Annotated in this window: 18 protein-coding genes, 5 tRNA genes and 1 riboswitch; of the genes, 6 read left to right on the forward strand and 17 right to left on the reverse strand. The window is 58.6% G+C overall.

The features are described from left to right. Positions 1–78 precede the first annotated feature (78 nt). From I6L37_RS21570 to I6L37_RS21640, 15 genes are all read right to left on the reverse strand, one after another. A tRNA-Ala gene (locus I6L37_RS21570) sits at positions 79–154 on the reverse strand. 62 nt (positions 155–216) lie between these two features. Continuing rightward, positions 217–292 (reverse strand) — tRNA-Ala (locus I6L37_RS21575). A gap of 62 nt (positions 293–354) precedes the next feature. Beyond that, positions 355–430 (reverse strand) — tRNA-Ala (locus tag I6L37_RS21580). A gap of 64 nt (positions 431–494) precedes the next feature. Next, positions 495–570 (reverse strand) — tRNA-Ala (locus tag I6L37_RS21585). Between the two features lie 28 nt (positions 571–598). After that, a tRNA-Ala gene (locus I6L37_RS21590) sits at positions 599–674 on the reverse strand. Positions 675–1,625: 951 nt separating this feature from the next. Next, positions 1,626–4,220, reverse strand: coding sequence for a glycosyl hydrolase family 18 protein (locus I6L37_RS21595; protein WP_216992926.1), 2,595 nt, complete (start codon positions 4,218–4,220; stop codon positions 1,626–1,628). 102 nt (positions 4,221–4,322) lie between these two features. Continuing rightward, positions 4,323–4,410, reverse strand: a riboswitch (cyclic di-GMP riboswitch). Between the two features lie 200 nt (positions 4,411–4,610). Next, positions 4,611–8,072, reverse strand: coding sequence for a PAS domain-containing hybrid sensor histidine kinase/response regulator (locus I6L37_RS21600; protein WP_216992927.1), 3,462 nt, complete (start codon positions 8,070–8,072; stop codon positions 4,611–4,613). A 117-nt stretch (positions 8,073–8,189) separates the two neighbouring features. After that, on the reverse strand, positions 8,190–9,326 hold the full coding sequence (locus tag I6L37_RS21605; protein ID WP_042025776.1) for a 3-phenylpropionate MFS transporter: 1,137 nt from the start codon (positions 9,324–9,326) through the stop codon (positions 8,190–8,192). A 432-nt stretch (positions 9,327–9,758) separates the two neighbouring features. Further along, complete coding sequence (locus I6L37_RS21610; protein WP_216992928.1) at positions 9,759–10,052, reverse strand: hypothetical protein; 294 nt, start codon at positions 10,050–10,052, stop codon at positions 9,759–9,761. A 196-nt stretch (positions 10,053–10,248) separates the two neighbouring features. After that, entirely contained in the window at positions 10,249–11,577 is a 1,329-nt protein-coding gene (locus I6L37_RS21615) for a hypothetical protein (RefSeq protein WP_216992929.1), read from the reverse strand. 41 nt (positions 11,578–11,618) lie between these two features. Next, positions 11,619–12,536 carry an IS5 family transposase gene (locus I6L37_RS21620; RefSeq protein WP_216991975.1) on the reverse strand — a complete coding sequence of 306 codons (918 nt, stop codon included), beginning with the start codon at positions 12,534–12,536 and terminating at the stop codon, positions 11,619–11,621. A 58-nt stretch (positions 12,537–12,594) separates the two neighbouring features. Then, positions 12,595–13,836 carry a hypothetical protein gene (locus I6L37_RS21625; RefSeq protein ID WP_216992930.1) on the reverse strand — a complete coding sequence of 414 codons (1,242 nt, stop codon included), beginning with the start codon at positions 13,834–13,836 and terminating at the stop codon, positions 12,595–12,597. Between the two features lie 9 nt (positions 13,837–13,845). Beyond that, a complete protein-coding gene (gene tssI, locus I6L37_RS21630; protein ID WP_216992931.1) occupies positions 13,846–15,906 on the reverse strand; it encodes a type VI secretion system tip protein TssI/VgrG in 2,061 nt (686 codons plus the stop codon). 346 nt (positions 15,907–16,252) lie between these two features. Continuing rightward, positions 16,253–16,771 carry a type VI secretion system effector Hcp1 gene (gene hcp1, locus I6L37_RS21635; RefSeq protein ID WP_010634242.1) on the reverse strand — a complete coding sequence of 173 codons (519 nt, stop codon included), beginning with the start codon at positions 16,769–16,771 and terminating at the stop codon, positions 16,253–16,255. A 424-nt stretch (positions 16,772–17,195) separates the two neighbouring features. Next, positions 17,196–19,301 (reverse strand): TonB-dependent hemoglobin/transferrin/lactoferrin family receptor, encoded by a 2,106-nt coding sequence (locus tag I6L37_RS21640; protein ID WP_216992932.1) that lies wholly within the window; start codon positions 19,299–19,301, stop codon positions 17,196–17,198. Positions 19,302–19,490: 189 nt separating this feature from the next. On the opposite strand from I6L37_RS21640, the gene I6L37_RS21645 reads away from it, so the two are divergent. From I6L37_RS21645 to I6L37_RS21655, 3 genes are read left to right on the forward strand one after another with little or no spacing between them, the layout of a single operon-like run. After that, positions 19,491–20,456, forward strand: coding sequence for a ChaN family lipoprotein (locus I6L37_RS21645; protein ID WP_216992933.1), 966 nt, complete (start codon positions 19,491–19,493; stop codon positions 20,454–20,456). A gap of 24 nt (positions 20,457–20,480) precedes the next feature. Continuing rightward, a complete protein-coding gene (locus tag I6L37_RS21650; RefSeq protein WP_216992934.1) occupies positions 20,481–21,035 on the forward strand; it encodes a cysteine hydrolase family protein in 555 nt (184 codons plus the stop codon). A 36-nt stretch (positions 21,036–21,071) separates the two neighbouring features. Next, a complete protein-coding gene (locus tag I6L37_RS21655) occupies positions 21,072–21,455 on the forward strand; it encodes a hypothetical protein (protein WP_026457790.1) in 384 nt (127 codons plus the stop codon). A 78-nt stretch (positions 21,456–21,533) separates the two neighbouring features. Here I6L37_RS21655 and hutZ read toward each other — a convergent pair whose 3' ends face one another. Both hutZ and hutX read right to left on the reverse strand, forming a co-directional pair. Next, complete coding sequence (hutZ, locus tag I6L37_RS21660) at positions 21,534–22,091, reverse strand: heme utilization protein HutZ (RefSeq protein ID WP_216992935.1); 558 nt, start codon at positions 22,089–22,091, stop codon at positions 21,534–21,536. Then, on the reverse strand, positions 22,088–22,600 hold the full coding sequence (hutX, locus tag I6L37_RS21665) for a heme utilization cystosolic carrier protein HutX (RefSeq protein ID WP_216992936.1): 513 nt from the start codon (positions 22,598–22,600) through the stop codon (positions 22,088–22,090). The genes hutZ and hutX overlap by 4 nt, the downstream gene beginning before the upstream one ends. A gap of 171 nt (positions 22,601–22,771) precedes the next feature. Between hutX and I6L37_RS21670 the strand changes: the two genes are divergently transcribed. From I6L37_RS21670 to I6L37_RS21680, 3 genes are read left to right on the forward strand one after another with little or no spacing between them, the layout of a single operon-like run. Next, on the forward strand, positions 22,772–23,623 hold the full coding sequence (locus tag I6L37_RS21670) for a hemin ABC transporter substrate-binding protein (RefSeq protein ID WP_216992937.1): 852 nt from the start codon (positions 22,772–22,774) through the stop codon (positions 23,621–23,623). Continuing rightward, complete coding sequence (locus I6L37_RS21675) at positions 23,620–24,651, forward strand: iron ABC transporter permease (RefSeq protein ID WP_216992938.1); 1,032 nt, start codon at positions 23,620–23,622, stop codon at positions 24,649–24,651. The genes I6L37_RS21670 and I6L37_RS21675 overlap by 4 nt, the downstream gene beginning before the upstream one ends. A gap of 11 nt (positions 24,652–24,662) precedes the next feature. Continuing rightward, entirely contained in the window at positions 24,663–25,457 is a 795-nt protein-coding gene (locus I6L37_RS21680; RefSeq protein ID WP_216992939.1) for a heme ABC transporter ATP-binding protein, read from the forward strand. The last annotated feature ends 177 nt before the right edge of the window (positions 25,458–25,634 follow it).

Raw genomic sequence — 25,634 nt, forward strand, 5'->3', positions numbered from 1 at the left:
AAGGGAAAAATAACGGGTAAGGAAAAACAAAAAGGCCACCGCAATGCGGTGGCCTTTGGCGTTCTTCCAATAAGAAGATGGTGGAGCTACGCGGGATCGAACCGCGGACCTCTTGCATGCCATGCAAGCGCTCTCCCAGCTGAGCTATAACCCCAAATTTTCTACCCAACAAACAGTTCTGGACACTGCTTGTCGTCAGCCTGTCGGCTTCAATAATGGTGGAGCTACGCGGGATCGAACCGCGGACCTCTTGCATGCCATGCAAGCGCTCTCCCAGCTGAGCTATAACCCCAAATTTTCTACCCGACAAACGGTTCTGGATGCCGCTTGTCGTCAGCCTGTCGGCTTCAATAATGGTGGAGCTACGCGGGATCGAACCGCGGACCTCTTGCATGCCATGCAAGCGCTCTCCCAGCTGAGCTATAACCCCACAAAGGTCGGCCTGGGTGTACACACCACACTGCCCTGGGTACTGCAATTTACAATCGAGAATCTGGTGGAGCTACGCGGGATCGAACCGCGGACCTCTTGCATGCCATGCAAGCGCTCTCCCAGCTGAGCTATAACCCCTTTGATTCCAGATTGTCCGAGAAGAATTTGGTGGAGCTACGCGGGATCGAACCGCGGACCTCTTGCATGCCATGCAAGCGCTCTCCCAGCTGAGCTATAACCCCAACTCACCTCGGGCCACCGAAGTTATCTCCGGCAACGGAGGCGCATGATAGGCATCACCCGCTTTGCTGTCAACCCTAAAATAATCCCCACAAGCGCGTTTAGTCAAAATTACAGCAGTTCGTCGATTTAACCAGCAAGAGGTCAGCTATCTCACTGTTTTTGGTCACAAAACAGGCGTAATGCCAGAATGAAATGCCTACTGGTCAGTGCCTCATAATGCCTGGCTGTTTTATCCCGTTTCTCCCGACTTAGCCTGAAGGACTCCGCTTCCCAATCCGGGACACCAGGCCCCTCTTGTAACAGGCGTTGTAACGGGCGACATGAAAGCCTTTCCATAAGGGCTTTTGAATTTGAAAACCCTTTCCATGATTTATGTAAATTTACAACACAAAAAGTTGAACCAGCTCACAGATACTCCTAGGATCAAACCGTGACCAAGGTCACACAACCAATCATAAATAACAGAGCGATGAGGTTAATCATGTTTGAGAATCTGGCTGTACTGTTCCACCTAAAAGGTGCGACCCGCAAAAATGGCGTCGTCGAGAAAGACGCGTATGCCCCGTCAACCCGCCAGTACTACTTCCGTTATGGCGCGTGAACGGCTGACAACATTACACACACCTAGTAGTAAAATTACATAATTACATCCCCTCGCAGCGCCACCAGGGTGCTGTCCTGTCCTGGCCAACCTCTCTACGGCCAAACCTGAACTCCAGCAAATGAAGATGGGGCCCACAGGCCCCATCTTTTTATAGTGTTACGGTTCTACCATGATTGGCTCGGCTCAAGGCAAGGCCTCACAGCTGACGAGTCTCCCCGGTCAGGCTTGGCGGCCGACGCTCCCTGTGGGACAGGATGTAAGCAGCAATGTCACTCACATACCCCGTCGGTCACCATAGCACCGGGTTGCCATCCCTTGCGGCAGAGCCTGCCTTCATGGACCAGGATCAGTTGCAACTGGTGGCACCAACGTCCAGCCAGACTTCATGCTTGCCGGGTTCATTGCCACGGGTCCAGTATTGTGCTTTCCACTGGCGGCCATTATGGCTGGTCAGATCGCCGCCGTTGTAGGCAACATTGGCATCCCAGCCCAGCTGAACCTTGCTCACCAGCAGCCACTGGTCGCTCGTACGGCTCGGTTCATTGCCCTGAGTCCAGTACTTGGCCTGCCACACCAGCTGGTTGTGGCTCACCTTGTCCCCGCTGTTGTAGGTCTGGCTCGCCTGCCAGGCTGGCCAGTTGGCCGCATCCGGATCGCTGACCTCGCAACCGCCACCCGTGCTGGCGGGCTTGACGGTCAGCCGGCTGCTGGCGCTGGCATCCAGGGCACCATCGGATACCGTCAGAGTCAGGTCATAAGCCGTGTCACTGGTCACGCTCGGACCGGTCACCACCAGGGTGGGGCTATCCTGCCCGGTGGCACTGAGGCCAGCCGGTACGCTCCACTGATACGTCAGGGCATCGCCGTTGGGATCGGAGACGCTGGCCTTGATGGTCACCTGCTTGCCCGACTCCACGGTCGCGCTGGCCGGTACCGTCACCACGGGTGGCAGGTTGGGCTGGGGCGCCTTGTTGGTCACTACCACCTGATCGCTGGCCGAGAGCCCCTGATCGTCGGTGACGGTCAGCTCGAACACCAGATTGATGTCGGCTGTCACGCCATCGAGCACCACCCGGGCCTTGGCCTGACTGGCGTCGAGCAGGGTGGCCTGCGGGCCTGATACCTGCTTCCAGCTGTAGGTGAGGGCACCGCTTTCCGGATCGTGGGAAGAGGCACCATTGAGGGTCACCTCGGCCGGGCCGGTGACAGCGAGATCACTGCCCGCATTGGCCACCGGCGGCTTGTTGGCAGGCGGCGTGATGCCCTCGCCGTGGCCCAGTCCCTCGTGCATGGCGTTGAGGATGTCACCATTGTCGGCATCGATCTCCCAGGAGAAGAGGCCGCCGAGCTGGTTGGCCAGCACGTACTGCCCCTTGGCCTTGACCGAGCGGTCGTTGTCATAGGTGATGAGATCGCCGGTCGACGCCTTGAACACGTAGGGCCCTTCGGCCACCTCGTCGTAGCCTTTCTCCCACTCGCTGCCCATGCGGTTGTTGACGATATCGCGATAGTCCACCACTCCATCTTCCCAGGTCCCCTTCACCTTGCCGGTCGCGGTACCAGTAAAGGGGTTGCCGGCCTGATAGCCGCTCACACCGGTCCAGCCACGGCCATACATGGCCGCGCCCACCACCAGCTTGCCAGGCTCGACCCCTTGCCCCAGCAGCGCCTTGACCGCCTTGTCAGTGGTGTACTTGGTATCGGGATCCCAGCTGGCCGGATAGAGGTTGGTCTGGTGGCCAAGCTCGGTATTGCTCCAGCCACCGTTGAAGTCGTAGCTCATCAGGAAGATGCGATCCATGTACTGCTGGGCCGCGCGGTAATCCACGTCTTCAATCTTGTCGCCACCAGCACCGATGGCGGAGGTGAGCTCATACTTGCGACCCGTCTGGGCTTCCAGCTCGTCGAGCATGGCGCGCAGATCCTTCATCAGAGCCACATAGGTGGCGCCATCGGTCGGGCTGCCGAGTTTCGGGTTGGCACCCTGGCCACCCGGATACTCCCAGTCGATATCCACGCCGTCGAAGAATTTCCAGGTCTGCAGGAACTCCTTCACCGAAGCGACGAAGGTGTCGCGCTTGGTCTTGTCACCGAGGAAGTAGAAGGGATCGGAGAGGGTCCAGCCCCCCACGGACGGCAGTATCTTCAGATCCGGGTAGGCCTGCTTGAGGGCCATCAGGGCACCGAAGTTGCCCTTGTAGGGCTCATCGTGGGCGGTCAGGCCGCTTTGCGGCATCTGGACGGCAGCCCAGGGGTCATGGATCGCCACCTTGAAGTCAGCGCGGCCGGCACAGGCCCGTTGCAGCGCTTGGAAACTTCCTTCGATCTCCTTGAGGCTGTCGTTCAAACCATCCCCGCCGCAAATGGGGGTAAAGCCGTAGAGGATGTGCGTCAGGTTCTGGGCCGGGATCTTGTCCACTGTGAACTTGCGGCCATAAACGCCCCACTCCACATAGTAAGTACCGACCACCTTGCCGGACTTGTTGGCGTAAGGTTTGTTGTTCTCCTGCAATGACGTCTTGAGCGGGGCCAGGTGGCTGCCGTCGGTATCGGCCACCACTATCTCCTTCTTGTCGGAGAGGGTACAGCCGTCGGCGTTGCACAGGGCCACCTGCATCTGGTAACGGCCCCCTTTTTTTACCTTGAAGGTGGCGCTGCCGGACGCAGCGGAGGGGCCGGACCACACCTCCTGGCCATCGAGCAGGACCTTGGCGGTCTGGCCCAGATCACCGCTCCAGAGATTCCAGTTCACCTCGACATCGGCGGCATCCTTCACCTTGACCAGGTTGTTGTAGGAGGTCGCGGCCTGATCCACCTCGATGATGGAAAACTTGGTGGGGCCCCAGCCGATGGTGGCTTTGCCGGGCGGCGCGGCGTAGGCGGAAGATGCACAGAAGAGACCGACCGCGAGGGCCAGCATGGTTGGTTTTGGACTTGGCATTGTTGTATTTCCCTATCTCGTTATGTTTGCAACGAAAAGGGCGACGCCCCTGACAGGTAATGCTGACAGCAGCTCCCCCTTGGCAAAAGGAGCACAACGACCTGTGGTGGCCCCGCTATCTTAGGTACTGCTGACCCTTAGACCGGAAGCTTTGCGTCCCGACTTTTCAATCGGTTTGCCCTTAACACACTTCATTCGCGACATAAAAAATCGCCCCCCGACTATAGAGGGGGGCGATCCGGACCGCTACCTAGCAGAAATGACAGGAGATGGGACTCAGGTTTGGCAAAAAGCATGATTTGGTGAGGATTGATGCGGCAATCCTCGCCATTCCCGCCCCTTCATATCGCACCGAACAGTTTCATGATTTGATTAATTTTGTGAGCCTGCTCACTGCGGCGGCAATAAAAGGCTGTTCATCAGGGCACGCAACTTGAGCGGTTTGACCGGCTTGCTGATGTAGCCATAACCCTGCTCGCGGATCTGCGCCTGCAATTCGCTCTTACGATCGGCGCTGATGATGATGCCACCGATATGGTCGCCATGAGCCTGCTGCAGCCCATCCAGTGCCTGCAATCCCGTCTTGTCATCATCCAGGTGGTAATCGGAGAGCACCAGCCTCGGCACGAAGCCCTCCGCCACTATCCCCTCGGCCTCGCTCTGGTTGAGGGCACAGCGCACCTCGCAGCCCCAGCGTTCCAGCAGGGAGGCCATCGCCACCAGAATATCCCGTTCGTTGTCGATGCAGAGCACCCGCACCCCCTCCAGCTGGCTGTCGCGCACCACGGGCGCCACCGGCAACTGGGGCGTGACCGGGCGGGTCGCCTGATTGAGGGTGATGGCAAACACCGAGCCAGCTCCCGGCCAGCTGCGCAATGTGAGTTGATGACCCAGTACCAGCGAGATGCCGCGGGCGATGGCTAGCCCCAATCCAAGCCCTTGCTCCCGGGTGGTGCGGGAGTGATCGAGGCGGGAAAACTCGTCGAAGATCGCCTCCTGCTTGTCCTGCGGAATGCCGGGACCGTTGTCCCACACTTCGATGCGCACCTTGTCCCCCACCCGGCGACAACCGAGCAGCACCCGGCCACCCGGATTGTAGCGAAACGCATTGGTAAGGAAGTTTTGCAGTACCCGGCGCAGCAGACGCACGTCGCTGTAAACGGCGAGCTTGCTCTCCACCACCGAGAAGTGGATCTCCCCCGCCTGGGCCAGCACGCCAAACTCCGCCTTGAGGTTGTCGAACACCTCCCGCAGGGCAAAGTCGAGCTTCTTGGCCTTGAACTTGCCCGCCTCGAGGCGCGAGATGTCGAGCAGATCGCTGATGAGATCCTCGGTCGCCCCCAGGGCATCGTCGATATGGCGGGCGATGCGGGCCGGCTCCCCTTCGCCGGGCAGCATCTCCAGCAGGGAGGAGGTGAACAGCTTGGCCGCATTCAGCGGCTGGGTGAGATCGTGGCTGACCGCCGCGAGGAAACGGCTCTTGGAGTGGTTGGCCCGCTCCACCTGCTGGTTCACCAGCAGCAGCTGGCGGTTGAGCTCGGAGAGCTCGTGGGTACGCTCGGCCACCCGCGCCTCCAGCAGTTCGTTGGCTTCGCGCAGCACCCGCTCGGCGTCGCGAAACGGGGTGATGTCGGTGAAGGTCATGACGAAGCCGCCGGCCGGCATGGGGTTGCCCTGCATCTCGATCACCCGGCCGTCGGGGCGCTCGCGGGCCGAGATGTGGGCGCTCCCCTTCTTCATGAAGGCGACCCGACGGGCCACCTGATCCTCGATGTCTCCAAGGCCGCACAGCCCCTGCTGGGCGTTGTAGCGAATGATTTCCTCAATGGGGCGCCCCGCCTGAATAAGCCCGGGGGGGTAGCGGAACAACTCTATATACCGCCGGTTCCAGGCCACCAGCTTGAGTTCCCGATCCACCACCGAGATCCCCTGCCCTATGTGTTCGATGGCCCCCTGCAACAGGCCGCGATTGAAGCGAAACACATCGGAAGCCTCGTCCACTATGGTGGCGATCTCCTCGAGCTGCATGTTGCGCCCCTGCAGGGCCGAGGCAAGCACCAGCCGGGCCGACGAGGTGCCAAACACCCCCGCCAGCAGCCGCTCGGTGTGGGCGATAAGTTCGGCGGAGGCCTGCATCTGGGGCGCCAGGGTGCCGCCATGCTCCCCGGCGAAGCGACCAAAGGCGCGCTTGACCCGGCTGGAGCCGACGAAACGGGCCGCCAGCATCTCCAGCTCCTTGACCGAGACCCGCGCCTGATAGAGTGCCGTGGTATCCCGGCTGGCATTGCCGACGAAGTTGGCCGCCTGCAACCGCTCGCTCACCGCCGCCCGCGACAGCAGGGAACCGGCCACATAGCCGATGACATTGAGCAGCAGGCTCAGGAAGATGCACCAGGCCCCCAGGCTCAGATCGCGAAACGCGGGCCAGTCGGGAGGGGCCAGCAGGGCCTCCAGCGGCGAACCGGCCAGCAGGCCGCTCTCCGCCAGCAGGGTGATGAACCAGAGGCTGACCCCGAGGGCGAGGCCAAGATAGACCCCCTTGCGATTACCGTGTCGCCAGTAGAGACCGAGCAGCAGGGCGGGAGCAAACTGGGCAACGGCACCAAACGACAGATAGCCGATGCGCGACAGGCTGGTGAGATCCCCAAGCCAGAGGTAGAGCCCCCAGGCCGCCAGCAGGATCAGCAAAATGGCCCCCCGGCGCACCCGCAGCAGCAGACGCACCAGCCGCTCGTCCCGCCCCTGCTGCCAGAAGCGGCGCAATAGCACCGGCAGCACCAGATCGTTGCTCACCATGATGGCCAGGGCGATGGTGCAGACGATCACCATGCCGGTCGCAGCAGAGGTACCACCGAGAAACGCCAGCATCGCCATGCCGTCGAAACCGAGGGCCATCGGCAAGCTGATCACATAGGTGTCGGAGGCCATGTCCGCCCCTACCCACTGCTTGCCCGCCAGCGCCAGCGGCCAGATGAAGAGCCCCATCGCAAAGAGATAAAGGGGGAATATCCAGCGCGCCCAGTGCAGGTCCTGGCCCTGGTTGTTCTCCACCACGGTCACATGGAACTGGCGCGGCAGGCAGATGACGGCGCACATGGCCAGCACCGTATAGATGGCCAGCTCCAGCAGATTGCCGGGCGAGACGGACACCACGGCATCCAGGAAATCGCTGGTGACCTGGGTGTGCTCCGGGCTCGGCTGACTCAGGATGAGCCAGAGGGCGAAGCCTCCCACCGCGATAAAGGCCAGCAGTTTCACCACGGATTCGAAGGCGATGGCCACCACCATGCCCCTGTGATGCTCGGTGGCATCCAGATGGCGGGTGCCGAACAGTATGCTGAACAGGGCCAATAAGAGGGTGACCCCCAGGGCCAGCTCGGCGGTATTGCCAGCAGGGCCGGCAGGCACCGAGTTGGCCATCAGCAGATCCAGCCCGGTGACGATGGCTTTAAGCTGCAACACCAGATAGGGGAGTATGCCCATGATGGCGATCAGCGCGATCACCATGGCCAGATGCTGGGACTTGCCGTAACGGGCGGCGATAAAGTCGGCGATGGAGGTGATGTGCTCGCGCTTGGCCACCAGGATGAGGCGGGCCAGCAGGCGCCAGCCAAACAGGAACACCAGCATGGGGCCAAGATAGATGGGCACCGGCGACCAAGGGGATTCGCTGGCCTGTCCGACCGTCCCGAAGAAAGTCCAGGAGGTGCAATAGACCGCCAGCGACAGGCTGTAGAGCAGGGGTTGCCCCTTGAGCCGGTGGCGTTTGTGCTTGTCCGCCACGAAGGCAATCAAAAACAGCAAGCCGAGATAGGCGAGCGACAATCCGATCAGCAGCCATCCCTGGTGCATCTATAACCCCTTGTCCATCCTGGAAATTGGTTCAAACCACCGCCAGTCTAGAGAGACGGCGGTCAAAAGTCATGGGGGCAGGATAAGCACATGGCCCTCCTGCCACGTACGTCCTCATCAGGCAGCCACCGTTTGTGGCCTGAGACGCAAGAAGAACACTGGCAGCACCACCAGCACCATCAGGAAGAAGATGCTGCCGCCGAGGGGCTCGAACAACACGCCGCACAGCGCCATCAACGCGGCCACCGTCATGCCGAGACCAATGGCGGCATAGAGAGACTGGGTGGGGATCATCTGCTCGGCGGGCAACATTCGCGTCATGAAGCGTACCGCCCCCAGATGACTGACACAGAAGGTGACCGAGTGCAGCAACTGCCCAAGCACCAGCACCCAGATCTCGGTCGAGGCGCCCAGCAGGGTCCAGCGCACCACACATCCGATGGCACCGATTGTGAACAACATCTGGGCCCCGTAGCGCTGCAGGAAGCGCTTGTCGGCGGCGAACATGCAGATCTCGGCTACCACTCCCAGCGCCCACAGATAACCTATGGTGGTACCGCTGTAGCCCTGTGCCTTCCAGTAAATGGCGCTGAAGCCATAGTAGGCTGCGTGACTGCCCTGCAGGAGGGCGGTGATCAACAAGAAACGGCGCACTTGGGGAGATCTCAGGGTATCCAGCAGGGAGGATCGCTCCCGCTCACCCTGAATATCCTGTGGCACCGGCTGGATCGGCAACCAGCTGAGCAGCAGCATCAGCAGCAAGCCGGCCACCATGGTGTGCAAGATCCAGTCGCTGCCAAAATTGCCCACCAGGGCCCCCACCAGGGTGGAGGCGACAATAAAGGCGAAGGAGCCGCACAGGCGCACCTTGCCATAGTCGAGATGGGCCTGCACCACCATGCGAGTAGCCAGCGCCTCCCCCACCGGCATCAGGGTCGGGTAGATAAAGTTCGCCACCAGAGTCAGCGCCACCAACCACCAGAGGTTGTGGCTGAGATAAAACCCGAGAAACGCCAGAAGACTGAGCAGGGAGAGCAGCCGCGTCACTGGCAGCAGGTGACCCGCCCCCTTGATCTGCCCCATCACCATCAGGTTGCCGGCAAAGCGGATCGCCATCCCCGCCCCCAACAAGAGGCCAATCATCTCGGCGCTCACCCCTATCCCCTCCAGCCAGAGCGACCAGAACGGCAGATAGGCACCGTAGACAAAGTAAAACGCGCCAAAGAAGAGCGCTAACCAGGAGAATGCGGGCATAAGTCCTCAACAACCGGATGACGGGACCGGAATGATAACCGATCCAGAGCCCCAGATCCCGATGCAAAGTCGACATCAAAAATGAAAAAACTCAATAAAATTGAACTATTACGCAGGGGTAGGGTCTACTGGATAACACCTCCTCCTGGTTAGTGTTGCAATCCTTCCACCCGCCGCCGGCGGGTTTCTTTTTATCTGCTGCAACCGACCTAGCGGATAATATGGCCATCACCAAAAATAATGGGATGGCTAGCCTCCCTACCACATGTTAAAAAAGGTCTGAAATTGATACTGCAGGAAGTTCACATTAAAGTTTCGTATACAAACACCGGCTTTAGGCCGGTGTCAGGTGATAACTAGAACAGTACAAGCTGTACGTTTACTCCTCTCAATTATATGGCTTCAACCTTAAATTGGAGCCATATGAAAACATTATTTAGGAAAATCGAAACTACTGTTTCTCACATCCTCATCATCAATATCAATTATGGCATTGCTAGATATGTTTTTATCCCCAAAAGAGTTACCTACGCATAATTTATCATGCCCAAGACGTTCTCCCTTTCTCTTAATAGATAAGAATGCTTTAGCATTTATTGTTTCTTGTGGAATGCCAAATGAATATGAATACTCACCACGTTTAAATCCAAGATAGACCGTATAGGTTCCTACATCAGTCCACCTCTGGAGTTGATTTTCATTCGTGAATTTAGTGGTTAACTCCATAGATTTTTTTTACCAAACCTATAATTGACCACATCTCTTTTTTTGTCTAAGCAAAATGATATCAATCTCTCTTTGGGTTCATCTATCTGACATGCAGCGATCTCTATCTCGTCAGATTTGCATAAGTTAATTTCGTTACCATTTGCACTAATAACATATGACGCTGAAATTGTAATAAGCAATATAGATGGATATTTCATTTTAAAATAGTCTCTATGATTTTATACGCTTCTTTTCGCTCATCGAGGCCCACACTGCCTCCATTTACTCGTTTTGTCACAGTTGGCACATCACCAAAACCATTACCATTATCACATAAATAAACTTTGTACTTAAACCAGAACCACAAAGCGCTTCTAATTGCGGTCGGCATTGTATTTATAATGTTCGGCTGTTCTACTGCATCAGGGACATCTCCCGACCAATAAGATGCATAATCAGACTTAAAGCCATTATATTTTTCGTAACCAGTTATCTGTATTAATCCTCTACCTCTAAAATTGAATCCATCATTCGGATTGGATGCTCGATTTCCATTCAGCTTCTGGAAGTGTTTTCTTCCTATGGCCTGCTGATCCGCTCTCCGAATTATGCTACCCTTTGAGTCCTTTTTGTATCCGTCAACCTCTGATTCTTGTGGGTTAGCTTTATAGTAACTACTAAATGACCTCAGAACGGCAGGAGAATATTCCCAACTTTCAGTTCTCCCTTCCATTGTCACACCAACTTCACCTCTTATCTGGGAGAAGAAATGTCTTTGTCTAGTTCTGGTATTTAATTTGAACCGTTCGAGGTTACTATTCACCTCATCTAGGACAATATCTAAGTCTTTTTTACTAGCCTTAGGAAATATAGAATGCAACTGTTCATAAGTTATTGACAAAGAGTGAATATTTTTTTGTAAAATTGACAGCGGATAAATATGAAAAACCTCCTTGTCAAATTTCAACTTGGTAGCACTCTGCATCCATTCCAGCTTATCAATGCGCTGCTTTTCGTGATCCACCAGTTGGTCAAAATCAGGCAAGCCAATTTTGGCCATCAACTTGTCCAACCATAGATAACTACTGGCTGACGATTTTTCATACCACTCACTGGGATGCTTGACGATAAGCTTGTTCAGCTGTTCTCTATTGCCGCTATTTTGCAAGGCAGCCTTAATCTCTTCACTGCTAAGCTCGCCACTCTTGTCGGTATCGAAGCTGTTGACCAAATCGCTAAAAAAGGTCGGTGGCGCCTCGGGATCCAGATAGCCGTCGGAGCCTGAACCATCGACCTTTTTAAAACCAATCTTCAGCCAATCATGTTGACTCAGCAGCTCGACTTGCTCTTTCTTGACATATTTCCCTGATGAGATGCAGACCCACTCCTGCTTTGCCGCATCTTTCTCTATCTTGGGGGATTCAACCAATTCTTCCTGACTCTTGCCATCGGTGGCGACCCACACCCTGTTCTTCATCTCATGGAGGATCAGATCCGCCGGAATCTTGGCATAGGTAGTGCCCCCCTTGGCGTTGTTTCCCAAATTAGCCAGAAAGTCATGACTTCGCCTGCCCTGGGTGACCGCTACACTCGGGGCTGTCTGACAGGTAGTTCCAAGGTATTCAGTTTGTTTATGGCGCTGACATACGCCATGACTTCTCCCACCTGACCATTGTAGTTACGCAGACTGATTTTCCCCGTCAGCAACTGCTTGAACCGATACATCGCCGTCTCTGCCAGTGAGCGACGGTGATACCCCGATATCTTCTTCCAGTGCGCCAGCCCTTCCTTGCGTATCACCAGCACAACGTCATTTCTTGGATGTCCTTTTTTCCATAACCCCGCGCTCTTGCGAGGCGGGATACAGGCTGTCGCCCCTTTGCGCGAGATAAGCTGATGGCTGGCTTTGCTGTCATAGGCGCCATCTGCATAAACTCGTCCCAGCTTGCGCCGCAGTGGATTGAGCAAGGTCGGCAACACCTCGGCATCATGGACATTTTCTAATGACACCTCCGCCGCCACGATATCGTGGGTTACCGGGTCTACTGCCAGATGCAACTTGCGCCAGACTCGCCGTTTTTCGGCGCCGTGTTTTCTGACCTTCCACTCGCCTTCACCAAACACCTTCAGCCCGGTTGAGTCGATAACCAAGTCGGTAATGCGTCCCTTTGGGGGCTGTCGATAGGCCACTGTCACCGTACGTGCTCGCTTGCTGACACAGCTATAGTCCGGTGCACACAACGGCACATTCATCAACTCGAACAGGGAGTCTAGTAGTCCCTGGGTTGCCCGCAGAGTGAGGTTGAACATCCCCTTGAGCATCAGGAAGGTGGCGATGGTTTGGTCGGTGTAGAGCTGGCTACGGCCCCGCCGTCCATGATGGTCGTGGTGAAACCAGTTGCTCATGGCCTCGGCATCAACCCAGAAGGTGAGTGAACCACGATTAATCAAAGACTTGTTGTATTTAGGCCAGTTGGTGATGGGGTGAAGCGACGTGCCCATAATGCAGACTTGAAGAGGATGGTGATGATCAGATCACCGAGTCCTCAGTTAGTTCCACTCAAGCTTCATCGATTTGGGCAACAACGCCGCCCCCCTTGGTACCGGCCTTGTTGGCCAGCACATCGTCAAGACGAGGGTCCTGAGTAAATACCTCAAGATGGACCTGATGCTTGCTTTGTTTCCCTCCGATGAGGGAACCCGGCGTTTCCACCAGACCGAGGTAACCCATGGTGTCACCCGCCGCGATAGCGACTGGCGAAGGCAGCACATAGAGCTCGCCGAGATGGGAGGGGACGCGTACATTCACCTTGATAAATTCATCCTCGACGCACACCCAGGCAACACCACAGCGACCTGGTGCACCCTCCACACTCGGCGTCACATAGTTGCATCTCGCCATCTTGCGCGCCTTGTCACCCATCCAATGGAATTCGAGTTGGTGCGCATCATACTGCACTTTGGTACCCACAGGCAGTGAGACGCAGCCACTGCCTGCCATCAGACGACCGCTTTTGTCATCCGGGACGGGATCGGCACGCCCCGCCATATTCTTCAGTAATTCGGCCTCTATCTGGTCATCTAGCCAGCTCGGTAGATTGGGTTTAATCGCCTCGACCGCGTCCGGACTATTGGCGATCCAGACCGAGCTCCCTTCACTGACCAATACTCCCGCCTTCTCGGCCTCTTTCATCTGGGCATTGGAAAGTTTGCTCTTGATGGTCACCCTGATGAAGTCATACTCCTTGCCCCCGACACTCCCCTTTTGGGATGGCGTACTGCTGTCCATCTCCAATTCGGTATCCTTGGGCAGCGCGAAACGGGGCAAGGCGGCATCGGCACGCTGCTGATTGGCATGAGGAACGGAATTGCGCGCATTCCATCCCTTTTTCAGCACCAGCTTATCGGCGGTCTGATAGTGATCCCAGGGCAGCAGATGCATATAGAGCGAATAGAAGGTGAATTCATTTTTCGCCTTGGTCTGTGCATTGATTTCACAATACTCATGTTGCACCAGACAAAAGCAGTTGGAATAGCGCAGGGATTCGCCCTGAAATTCAGAGGTCAAGTAATCCTTCATCATCCGGAATGCCACTACCTTGCCATCGGCAATCGCCCTGACGGGATACTTATCCTTGCACCAGGGGGCACTCTGGTCGCTGATATGAATGCCACCGTGCCACTTGTTGTGATTACCGAGCAGATAGTGACCGGATTTCTCACCGTTGATCAGCGCAGTCAATGCCTTGACGTCTTTGAACTCTTCCCCTGCTGCGGTGAGGATAGGAAATGCAAACTTCATGCTGCGTCCTTATTCAGAAAAGAGGTAGAAGGCCTTGGGCTTTTTCTCTACAGGCTCCTGCTCCTTGAGCAGTGCTTCCATCGCTTTTTCGGTGGGTACGGCCTTGACCAACTCCACCGCATCGGGAGCCTTGACCACTTCTACCCCTTTGGGCACTACCGGAGCCTGACCTGCCCAGCCGGAGCCTGAGCCCGGACTGCCGCCTGCATTGAGCTTGATGCCGGGGCCGACCAGCTTGACGCCACTGGGGTCGACCTTGACGAAACTGCCGCCCCCCTTGAGGGTGATTTCGGAGCCCGCCTCCAGCACCAGTTTATCGCCGACCTTGATATGAACCTCTTGTCCGGCATCCACCAGCAACGACTGCCCCAGCTTCTGGTGCATGCTGGCATCTATCGTGAGCGAATGGTCACCCTTGATATGGTCCCGCTTCTCACCTTCCACCGTCAGGTGGTCATTGGCCTTGATGCGCGTCACCCGCTCGTTGTCGATGTCTCTGTGCTCGTCGTGCTTGATATGCCAGGCCGCATCATTCTCAATCAGTACGTTCAGGTCTTTCTGACCGTGCAGGTAAATCTCTTCCTGCCCCGCCTGGTCTTCAAAACGCAGCTCGTTGAAACCCTCACCCTGATGGGTCTCGGTGCGCAGCACGGTGCGGGTCTTGTTGGCCGGCAATTCATAGGGTGGCCGGTTGGTGGCGTGATAGGTGCGCCCCGTCACAATAGGCTGGTCGGGGTCCCCTTCCAGAAATGAGACGATGACCTCATGGCCGATGCGCGGAATGGCCATCATGCCATATTGACCGCCCGCCCAGCCCTGACTCACCCGCACCCAGCAGGAGCTCTGGTCATTGGAGCTGCCATATCTGTCCCAGGGGAACTGCAGCTTGACCCGGCCGTGCTCGTCGCAGTAAATCTCCTCTCCCTCCGGGCCCACCACCATGGCAATCTGCGGGCCGTCCACCATGGGTTTGTGGGGCGCTTGCGGGCTGCCAATACGGGCCCGCCAGGTGGTGCTCGCCTTCACCACACCAAATTCGTTGTGATAGATGGTCGGGCCGCTGCCCCCCTCCTCTTCCAGCGCCTGCGGCTGTTGGCCGGTATGGCGGATATGGACGATTTGCCAGTCGCTGTTGAGGTTGGCGTTTGGGTGTTCGGTCAGGGAGAAATACTGCCCCGGCAGCAGGGCCGCACTGTTGGATTTGCCTTGGCCTGTTACGGCGTCATTGCGCAGCGCATCGAGTCTATGTTGGGCAAACGCCTTGCCGCTCGGGTCCTGCTTGTAGCGGCCCGGGTAGTCGAAGTGCTGATAGCTCTGGCGCTGATGCTCAAGCTCGGCCCCCAGCTTCTTGTGAGAAAGCCCATAGGCCGGGGTCTTGAAGCTGTAGTCTTTGAGCTCCACATCCGAGGTGCGCACCGCCTCACGGTAGTGGAACTGGCGCACATAGGCGCCTTGCTCGAGGGAACGGTTGCCGAGGTTGAAGAACAGCTCGGGGCCGGCAGTTAATGCAGCCGCGTCGTCGGCAAACACGAGACGGTGTTTGCCTTGCTCAAATTCATGGAAGTAGAACATCCCCTCCTCGGCGGCGAGGCGATTGAGGAAATCAAGGTCGGTTTCCCGGTACTGGACGCAGTATTCCCGCTGGGCGTGCTCGTTTTTCAGGGCAAAGGCGTAGTCGGTGATGCCGTGCTCTTGCAAGAGGATGGAGAGGATTTCATCGGGCTTTTGCGCCTGGAAGATACGCGAGTTGTGGCGAAGCCCCAGCCGCCACAGGGCCGGTTGCACCAGCAGCTGGTAGCGGGTGCGGCGAAAGCCGCTATCCCCCAGGGCAAAATCACTGACCACCCCGCACACCCGGCGCTGCAGCTCGCCGTGGTACCACACCAGGAGCTCGCAGGGTTGGTCCAGCACGGCGGCAAAATCGATATCTGGCTGGGGGCTCGCCAAATCAAGGCGCAGCTGGAACGGGCCGTTCAGCGCCTCTTCCAGGGCAAACTCGGCCACCACGAAGGTCCCCTCGGGCAGCGCCCCCACCTTGACGGTAAACTGCAATCCGGTTTGATTAGCCATGCTCTCTCACCCTTGTCACGGCCCGGCAATGCCAAAGCCTTCGCCACTGTCTGACCTGGATATGCCCGACCCTTCCAAAACACCACGCGCCCGCCCTCTCCGGTTCATAAAATGCAACCAAAGATAAGGCAGGCAATGAATCACGTGCTGATTGTGTCTGCATCACAGGACACCTTTATTGCTTTGCCATCCCTGCGCAGTCATTGCATCAGGGATGGCAAAACAGAAAAGCTCCAGCCTGCCCACAGGCAGACCGGAGAAAATGCACAGTACAAGAAGCCGGTTGCTCAACCGACCAAAAGACACATAACTACTTACAAGGAATACCAAAGTAAGAAATCGAGAATTAAGCCTCGATCGGAGCACGCCAGTCATCAGCACCAGAGGTACCGGCAACGGTGTGTTCCCAGTCAATCTTGCGGTATGCCATGGAGACCTGGATCAGCTGGGTGAAGTCAGACTTCGCCGGGTCCTGGCAGTGCGGCATTTGGCAGTCGATATCCACGATGGTGGCATCGGTCAGCACAGTAGAGAAGAAGTGCTCCTGCTTGCCCTCGACGGAGGTGCGATACCACTTCAGGGTCACTTTCGGCAGCATCTCACCGGAAGCCAGGGCGTTGTACATCAGCGGTACCGCTTTGTTCAGGGCCACGGTGAACTTGAACGGCTTGTGGACACGCTGGCCAGCCGGCTGGCCGGATTGCGGGTCGGTCGGTACGGTCACGACGTGTTGGAACTCTTGTACCAGCATCTCGTCTTCGTGGCCTTGCACGAAGATGTTGCCGACGGAGTCAGAGGTGAAGGCTCCCGCGGTGATGTTGCCCTGGGTTTTACCTTCGATGCTGATATAACATGGAGTTGGCATGGATATGCTCCTGATAGATTAGTGAAATGAGATAGCACTCGAGCGAATCTATTAGCAGCCTCCATGCCAAACCAAAAACAATATAAATATCATATAGATAAAAACAAACTCCCGTCCCCATCACCACTTCTTACGCAAGATTTCGCGCAAACCAGCTCCCCGAACTACCAAATACTGCAATGGCAGTGATAAATGTCATCATGAAAGCAAGATATTGCGCATATCAGCATTTATGACTACCAAGATGGTCTCGATACCCCCCCATTACCAACATTCCCCCTGTGCGACCAAGGTGCCAGCCACTTTTCTGTGGCCTCGCGTCAATCCTTGTCACTGAAGCAGAAATAAAAAATCCCCGCCGGATCGGGCGGGGATGTGTGCGGGGATCACTGATCCCCTCATGGCTGCGTGTGCTGCTTGTTATTTAGAAGACGTACTTGATCCGTGCACTCAGGTTGCGGCCAGGCTCGGTCATGGCGCTATTGTCCGACTCTTCGGCGCGACCGGCGATGCGCTCATAGCTGGTGTATTCCTTGTCAAACAGGTTGAAGACACCGACGTTGAGCTGCAGATCGGCCATCGGATTGAACTGGGCATACATGTCCACTACGCCCCAGCCTGCGCTCTTGACGTATTCGTTGCCCTTGCTGTCCTTGCGAACCTTGTCCATGTCGTCGGCAAAACGCAGCGCCGTGTTGAAGTTCCACTTCTCCTGTTCGAGACGCACCCCTACGCTGCCATTGAGCGGGCTCAGGCTGTTGATGTAGTTGCCATCCCCATCCTTGCCTTCGATATAGGCCAGGTTGCCCCAGACGTTGACGATGTCGTTCAGCCAGTAATCCGCCTTGGCTTCAACCCCCTTGGTGGTAGCCTTGCTCAGGTTCTGATACTGATAGACGGAAGTTCTGCCTTCCGTGCCCACCTGCACCATCTCGATGAAATCATCGAACTTGTTGTAGAAGCCGGAGACTTCGTAGCTCAGACCGTGACTGCTGCCGCGCACGCCGAGATCGATGCCGTCGCTGCTCTCCGGATTGAGGTTCGGATTCGGCTCGATGCGATAGCCGTAGGCCTGGTGATTAAGGGTGGAGAAGGCGGTGTCATACATGGGCGCCTTGAAGCCATGGCTGTACTGGGCAAACAGGTTGGCCGCCTCATGGGCCTTGAATACCAGGCCCAGCTTGGGCGACAGCTCCCCTTCGGAGAACTTGTGCAGCTTGTCTCCGGTGTAGGCAGGATCATTGTCCGGCGTCATGCGGTAGTAGTCGTAGCGTGCCCCCGGCGTCAGCACCCAGCGCTCGCCAAACTTGATCTCGTCAAAAGCCCACAGTGAGCCACGCTCGCTGGTAGTTGAGGGGAAACTCAGCTCGTTGTAGCCGACAAAATCCCCCGGGGTGGTGGGCCCCTTGTAACGGGATCGCTCGTTGTCCGTGTGTTCGTACTCGGCCCCCCAGGCCAGGCGGTGATTGCCAATCGCCTTGTGGAACTGCAGCTGGGCTCCTGCGCTAGTTTGCTCAAACTCGTTGTTGTCCAGCGAGTTCTTGGTCACATAGGGGTTGCCCGGGCTGACCGGGTACTTGGAAGAGGCATATTGATCCAGGGTCTGCTTGGTGCGGGAGTAGTAGACCTTGCTGTCCATCCGATCGGCCCAGCCGAGGCTGAGCGCGATGCCGTGATCCAGCACCAGGGAGAGGTTGTCGGTCTGCTTGTCGGTGATGGGCTGCTCGAAGACGCGGGCAGTGCCGGTACCCACCTTGTTGAGTTTGATGGCATCCGGCTCCTCGCCATCGGTCAGGTAATCGACGGTCAGCTTGAGGAACTGCTCATCGGATAGGTTCCACTTGCTCTTGAGCAGCAGGGCGTGGGTACCGATATCGAAATCGCTCTTGCTGGAGTCATAATTCTGGGTCACGCCACCATCTCGCCAAGTATAGCGCAGCAGGTTCTCCACCTCGCCGGTACGCAGGGCGCCGGTAAAGCCTGCCATCGTCTGGTGGCTGCCAGAGGCATAGCCGCTGGTCACGTCCAGATAGCTGTCCCTGCCTTTAAGAAAGTCGCCGGCATCCTTGGTGGTGATGGCGATGACGCCCCCCAGCGCATCTGAACCATACGCCGCAGAAGCCGGCCCCTTGGCCACTTCCACCTGCTTGATCATGTCGGTGTCGAAATAGCTCTGACCCACGCCCCCCTTGCTGTAGGCATCGTTCAGGCGCACGCCGTCACGCACCACCTTGACCCGGTTCTCCCCCATGCCACGAATGATGAAGGTCTGGGCATCCCCCTGACCGCCCAGCACGGTCACGCCCGGCTCGTAGCGGAACAGATCGGCGGCATCGGTTACTACCTGTTCTTCAATCTGCTTGGCGGTGATCACCGAGATGGGACCGGAAACATCTTCCAGTTTTTGCTCCATCCGTGAGCCGCTGACGACCACGACTTCATCCGCCTGGTGGCTGGCGGCAAAGAGTGGGGTGGAAAGCCCTGCTGCCACAGCCATGGCAACCAGAGAGAGTGAGTTATGATGGGTCACAGCGAATCCTTGTTGAGAATAGTTATCAATCAAGGCGCATATTACTCACCACCAAACAAAGATCAATAAAAAGAATCATTATCATTTGAAAGCGAACTTCTTGCTCTTACACTGTCGGCGGCTGTTACTCTTTAATCCTGTTTTTCATCCGCGATGCCTGCGCATCCCGAACCATTTGCCGTGAGATCCATGATGAAACGACTCCCTCTGCTCGCCCTGCCCCTGTTGCTGGCGGCCTGTGCCACTCAACCCGTACCACCTGCATCGTTGCAGACCCTCTATGACTACCAACTGAGCAGCGATCGGCAGGATCCCCTCACTCTGGAGCAGGCCATCGCCCGTGTGGCCGATGCCGACATCATACTGGTGGGCGAATTGCACACGCACCCCGCCATCCATCTGCTGCAATCCCGCCTGCTGGCCGGATTGAATGACAGCGCCGCACAGACAAGGCGGCAGCTAATCCTCTCCATGGAGCAGTTCAGCCGGGCCGATCAGGCTACCCTGGATGCCTATCTGGCAGGGCGCATCGGCGAAGCGGCGCTGATCCGCGAAGGCCATGCCTGGCCCAACTACCCAAGCGACTACCGCCCCCTGGTGGAATTTGCCAAAACCCATCGGCTGCCAGTGATCGCCGCCAATGCCCCCAAACCTCTGGTGAGCTGTGTCGGCCAGGAGGGGCCCGAATGGCTGGACAAGCTTCCCGCCAACCGGCGCAGCCAGCTGGCTCGCAAGCTGACGCTGGGGAGTGATGCCTATCGCCAGAAGTTTATGGCCTCCATGCACCACGGCGATGCCGACAGCAACGCCCGCCGTTTCGCCGCCCAGACCAGCTGGGACGACACCATGGCAGAAAGCATGGTGGATTACCTCGCCAGCCACCCGGGCCGGCAGATCATGCATATCGCCGGCAACTTCCATGTGGAGGGGGGCCTGGGGCTCGCCAGCCGCATCGCCAGCCGCAATCCGGCGCTCAAGGTGGCCCTGATAGTGCCGCAAACCGGCGACACGCCCGCCGCCGGGCGCCCTGCCGATGTGACAGTCACCGTCATGCCGCTGCCGGCACGCTGGCAAAGCAGTGCCGAGATGAAGCAAGATATGGGGGCGCTGCATCAATCCCGCAGCCGTGACTGCAGCCAGTGGCTGCAACCCTAATCATCAAGGAGACGGCGAGCATATATGGACGTGTTACTGATCATCGACGTGCAGCAGGGGTTATTCACCGAGCCCCGTTACCGCCAGGAGCAGGTACTGGCCAATATCAACCGTGCCGCGGCCTATATAAGGCAGCACCATGGCCGGATCATCTACGTCCAGCACGATGGCCCGCCCGGTAGCGAGCTGGTACCGGGCACTCCGGGCTGGCAACTGCATCCGGCGCTGCAACCGGCCAAGGGGGAGAGCCGGGTACGCAAGGAGGGCTGTGACAGCTTCCTCGATACCGAGCTCGCCTTCCTGCTGGCCGAACAACCGGTCGACAGACTCATTCTCTGCGGGTGTGCCACCGATTTCTGCGTCGATACAACAGTACGCAGCGCGGCTTCCCACGGCTTCGAGGTGCTGGTGCTGAACGATGGCCATACCACGGCCGATCGTCCCCACCTGGGCGCGGCGCAGATCATCGAGCATCACAACTGGATGTGGCGCCACCTCAGCCTGCCGCAGGGGCGCGGTGTCACCCTGCTCAGCACGGATGAGCTGCTGGCAGTAACACCCGCTGTGCAGCCATGTTAATCTGCGAGCCTCGTTTAGTTTTCACCGGAGTCTGTCGTGCGCCTGTTGCCTGTCACCCTGTTGCTGCTGTTTCCCCTGCTCAGTGCCTGCTCCGGCTTGCCCGGGCAGGGTTATGACGGGCCTGAGCCCCTGTTCCTGACCCATATCAGCGAAGAGGGAAGCAAGCGCTTCACCTTCGAAGCCGCGCCCAACGACACCCTGCCGCGCGGGCTTTCGGCCGCCCAGCACCAGCGACTGCTGGAGCAGCGGGAGGAGCTGCAACAGGATCTGCTGACCGAGACCCTGGCCCGCAAGCAATATTGCCGCGATGGTTACATAGTGCTGAGCCAGAACTCCTGGCGGCTGCGGGGGGAGTGCAACGAGACGGCGACCGAGGCCGACCGTGGCGCCTTCCCGAACAGGGGCACCTGGCAGGATTGAGGCGCTGCGCACCGGTGCAAGATATCAATGAAAACGGGCAGCCACTGGCTGCCCGTTTTGTCATGGTATGGCTGGCACTCAGAGAGGTGCATCGGCCGGGCTGGTCAGCTCGGCGCCATTGTCGATGCGCTTGTGCCCTTCCACCAGATGGACGAAGTCCACCAGCTCGTCGCCTGAGACGCGAAACGCCTGACCGAAGCCCTTGACGAACAACCCCTGCTCGGGCTTGAGGCGAAACAGCACGAAATCCTTGAGATTGGAGAGACCGCGGACAATCTCGCCAAAGCGCCCTTCCAGCGCACCGACCGCCTTCTCCCAGCGCACATCGTCGCGGGCCACTACTTCGGCCATCGCATCGAAGGTGAGGCGCTTGCGGGCAAACAGCTCGCGAGCACCGGTTTCATCCTCGATCAACATCAGCGATACCCTGGGCACCTGCTGCAGGTTGCGGGCGTGACGGGCGATCTCGGAGATCAGCACATAGTAACCATCTTCCTGCAGCACGAAGGGGGCATAGCTGGCATTGGGATTGCCTTCGCTGTCGACCGTGGCCAGCTGCAGGGTGCGGCAGTGGTCGCGAAACTCGCGGATCTCCGGTTGCAGGCGGTTTTGCAGACGTTCCTGACGCTCACTCATGCTTTGACTTCCTCTTGAGACGGGTGGCGCAGGGACATGAAACGGGTCACCTGATCCGCCAGCAGCTGGCGTTTCTCGTCACGCCCCAGGTAGATCTTGAAGATGCAGCGGCCACTCTCGGCGAAGAACTGGAACGAGTGCCCCTCCTTGCCCATGAACAGCTTGCTGACCAGCGCAATCCCCACCACCCTGTCGAGCTTGAGGTGGCCGTGCAGCTCTCCATCACGCCCCATCAGGTTGTAATAGCCGCGCGCATCCTTGCCCTTCGGGAAAGGCGCCTTGACCTCGAAGATGGAGCCTTCCGATTCGACTATGGTGGTCACCGGCCCCCAGTCGGCCAGATCCTCCAGCAGCCCCTGGGCACGCTCCGGTGGCAACAGGGTCACCAGCTCGGCTGGCAGATGGCGCACCACCTCCCACTCGCTGACGGCCAACTGGGCCGCCAATGTTGACGGATGAGCGCCGGGATCCTGTTCCAGCATCGCATGAATGCGTTGTGCAATACTCATGTTCTCTCCCTCTGCGAGGCCCGTTCGCCCCGCTATTCATCATGGCGGCTACTCTAATAAAGCACCAAACTCAATGCAATTGATAATTGCTATCATTATCGGTGCAATTTTATTGTGGCCTTGATATTCTCGGCGACACACCCGTTTCATTGATCCTTTTCGGAGGTTAGCATGGGCCGTCGTCTTGCCCTCGCACTCACCCTGTTGGGCTGCTCAGCCTTCCTTGCCCCTCTGGCGGTATCGGCTACTCCAACAGAACGTATCGTCAGCATAGGTCCGGCCACCACGGAACTCATCCTCACGCTGGGCGGTGAACCCAGCCTGATCGCCACCGATGTCAGCAGTCCGCTGCCCAAGGGATTGCCAAGGGTGGGCTACCACCGCGCCCTTGCAGCCGAAGGAATCCTGAGCCTCTCCCCGACCCGGGTGGTCGGCAGTGACGAGATGGGCCCGGCGCCCACGCTGGATCAACTGCGCCGCGCCGGCGTCAAGGTGGACGTGTTGAAAACGGCCCCTACCCTGGCCAACCTCACCGAGCGCATCGACACCCTGGCCGCTCTGCTGGGGGATAAGCAGGCCGGCACCAGACTCAAGGCCGAGATCCGGGCCCAGACTGACAAGCTGGCGACCCAGGCCAAACAGAACAAGCCGCTCAAGGTCGCCTTCCTGCTGCTGCACAAGGGACAACCCACCAGCATTGCGGGTGGAGATACCACCGCCAACGCCCTCATCGAACTGGCGGGCGGCATCAATCCGGTCGCCAGCCTGCGCAACTACAAGCCCGTCTCTGCCGAATCCCTGATCGAAATGCAACCCGACCTGGTGCTGGTAAGCGGCCGCGACTGGCAGCAGTATGCCGATCCGGCCAGCGTGCTGGCAGAAGTGCCCGCCCTGGCGGCCACTCCGGCCGGCAAGCGCAAGGCCATTCACGCCATCGACGGTCACGCCCTGCAAGGGGGGCTGAGCCTCAACTCACTGCAGCAGGCGAACCAGATCGCCCAGTGGATCAAGCAGGGATCATGATGCGCCTGCCCCTCCCCTGGTTGCTGGCCATCACTACGGCCTTGCTGGCCCTGCTGCTGCTCGGTTCTCTGGCAACCGGCCCCATGGCCCTCACCATGAGCGAGAGCATCAAGGCGCTGCTGGTCGGTCAGGAGAGCGGGATTGCAGCGCACAAGCTGCTGATTGTGCAGGAGATCCGTCTGCCCCGCACCCTGCTCTGCATCGCGGTGGGAGGCATACTCGGGCTCTGCGGCGCCGTGATGCAGGGGCTGTTTCGCAATCCGCTGGCCGACCCCGGCATCATAGGGGTCTCGGGCGGTGCGGCGCTCGGGGCTGCGCTTGCCATCGTGCTCCTGACTCCCCTCAGCCAGCAGTGGCAGGCCACTCTGGGGATCGGCCTGCTGCCTCTGCTCGCCTTTCTCGGCGGGGCGCTGACCACGACCCTGGTCTATCTGCTCGGCACCCGGGAGGGAGGCACCTCGGTCACCGTCATGCTGCTGGCCGGGGTCGCCATCACGGCGCTCTCCGGCGCCGTGATCGGCCTGCTCACCTATCTGGCCGACGACCAGATGCTGAGGGATTTGAGCCTGTGGCAGATGGGCACTTTGGCAGCGGGCAAACCGGCGGATGTGGCACTGGCGCTGCTGACCCTGGCGATCCTGATCTGGCTCTTCCTGCGCGATGCCAATCCGCTCAACGCCCTGCTGCTTGGCGAGGGGGAAGCGCGCCACCTGGGAGTGGATGTGCAGGCGCTCAAGCGCCGCCTCATCCTGCTCACTGCCGCCGGCGTCGGCGTGGCGGTGGCCGTCTCCGGCATGATCGGCTTCGTCGGTCTGGTTGTGCCCCATCTGGTGCGGCTGATGGCGGGGCCCAATCACGTCAGGCTTCTGCCACTCTCGGCCCTGCTGGGGGCCGCCCTTCTGCTTGGCGCCGACATGCTGGCCCGCACCCTGCTGGCCCCGGCCGAATTGCCGGTGGGCATCATCACGGCCCTCCTGGGCGCCCCCTTCTTCATCTGGTTGCTGATCAAGGGCCGTCGCGCCCTCTAAGACGGATTGCTATGGATCATCTTGCCCCCTCCCCCCTCCTGACCTGTCAGCAGCTTGGCCTGCGCCGCGGCCAGCGCCGGATCCTCGACAGGCTGGATCTGACCCTCGAGAGCGGTACCCTGACCGCCCTGCTCGGCCCCAACGGGGCGGGCAAGAGCACCCTGCTCAAGTGCCTGACCGGTGAACTGGAGCACGAAGGCAGCATCACTCTGTTTGGCCAGGATCGCCGGCTTTGGGATAGCAACCAGCTGGCCCACCGGGTCGGCGTCTTGCCGCAGAGCTCGTCGCTCAACTTTCCGTTTCTGTGTGAGGAGGTGGTGGCCATGGGGCGACTGCCCCACAGCGAACTGGCCAAACGGCGCGACGAGATAGTGCTGGCCGCCATGACCCACGCCGGGGTAGAACACCTGGCCAAGCGGCTCTATCCCGGCCTCTCTGGCGGCGAGCGGCAGCGGGTGCAGTTTGCCCGGGTGCTGGCCCAGATCTGGCAAGCCCCTGACGAGGTGCAGCAACCGCGCCTGCTGCTGCTGGATGAGCCCACCTCGGCCCTCGATCTGAAATACCAGCACCAGTTGCTGACCATGGCCCGCGCCCTGGCGAGCCGCAACACCGCCGTGCTGGTGGTGCTGCACGATCTCAATCTGGCGGCCCGCTACGCCGATCGGCTGGTGATGCTGGAACAGGGAAAACTGATGGCGGACGGGACACCGGCCGAGGTGCTGACCCCGGCGCTGATTGCCCGCCTCTACGACTATCCGGCCCAGGTGCTCCACCACCCCGACAGCGGTCTGCCCATGGTGCTTTGAAGGCTGGCCACCAAACCAACTTCCCTCTATTGGGTCCCGGATTGCGTCGGGATTCGTCGCTGTGCTTATCGGCAGCGAGATATCCATCAAGGTTCAACAAACGCTGTGAATGCTTTCACACTTTTGCCAGACAAGGGGTTTCAGTTCTCAAGCGAGCACTATAATGGCGCGGCATTG

Source organism: Aeromonas sp. FDAARGOS 1407 (assembly GCF_019048725.1).
Taxonomy (GTDB): domain Bacteria; phylum Pseudomonadota; class Gammaproteobacteria; order Enterobacterales; family Aeromonadaceae; genus Aeromonas; species Aeromonas enteropelogenes.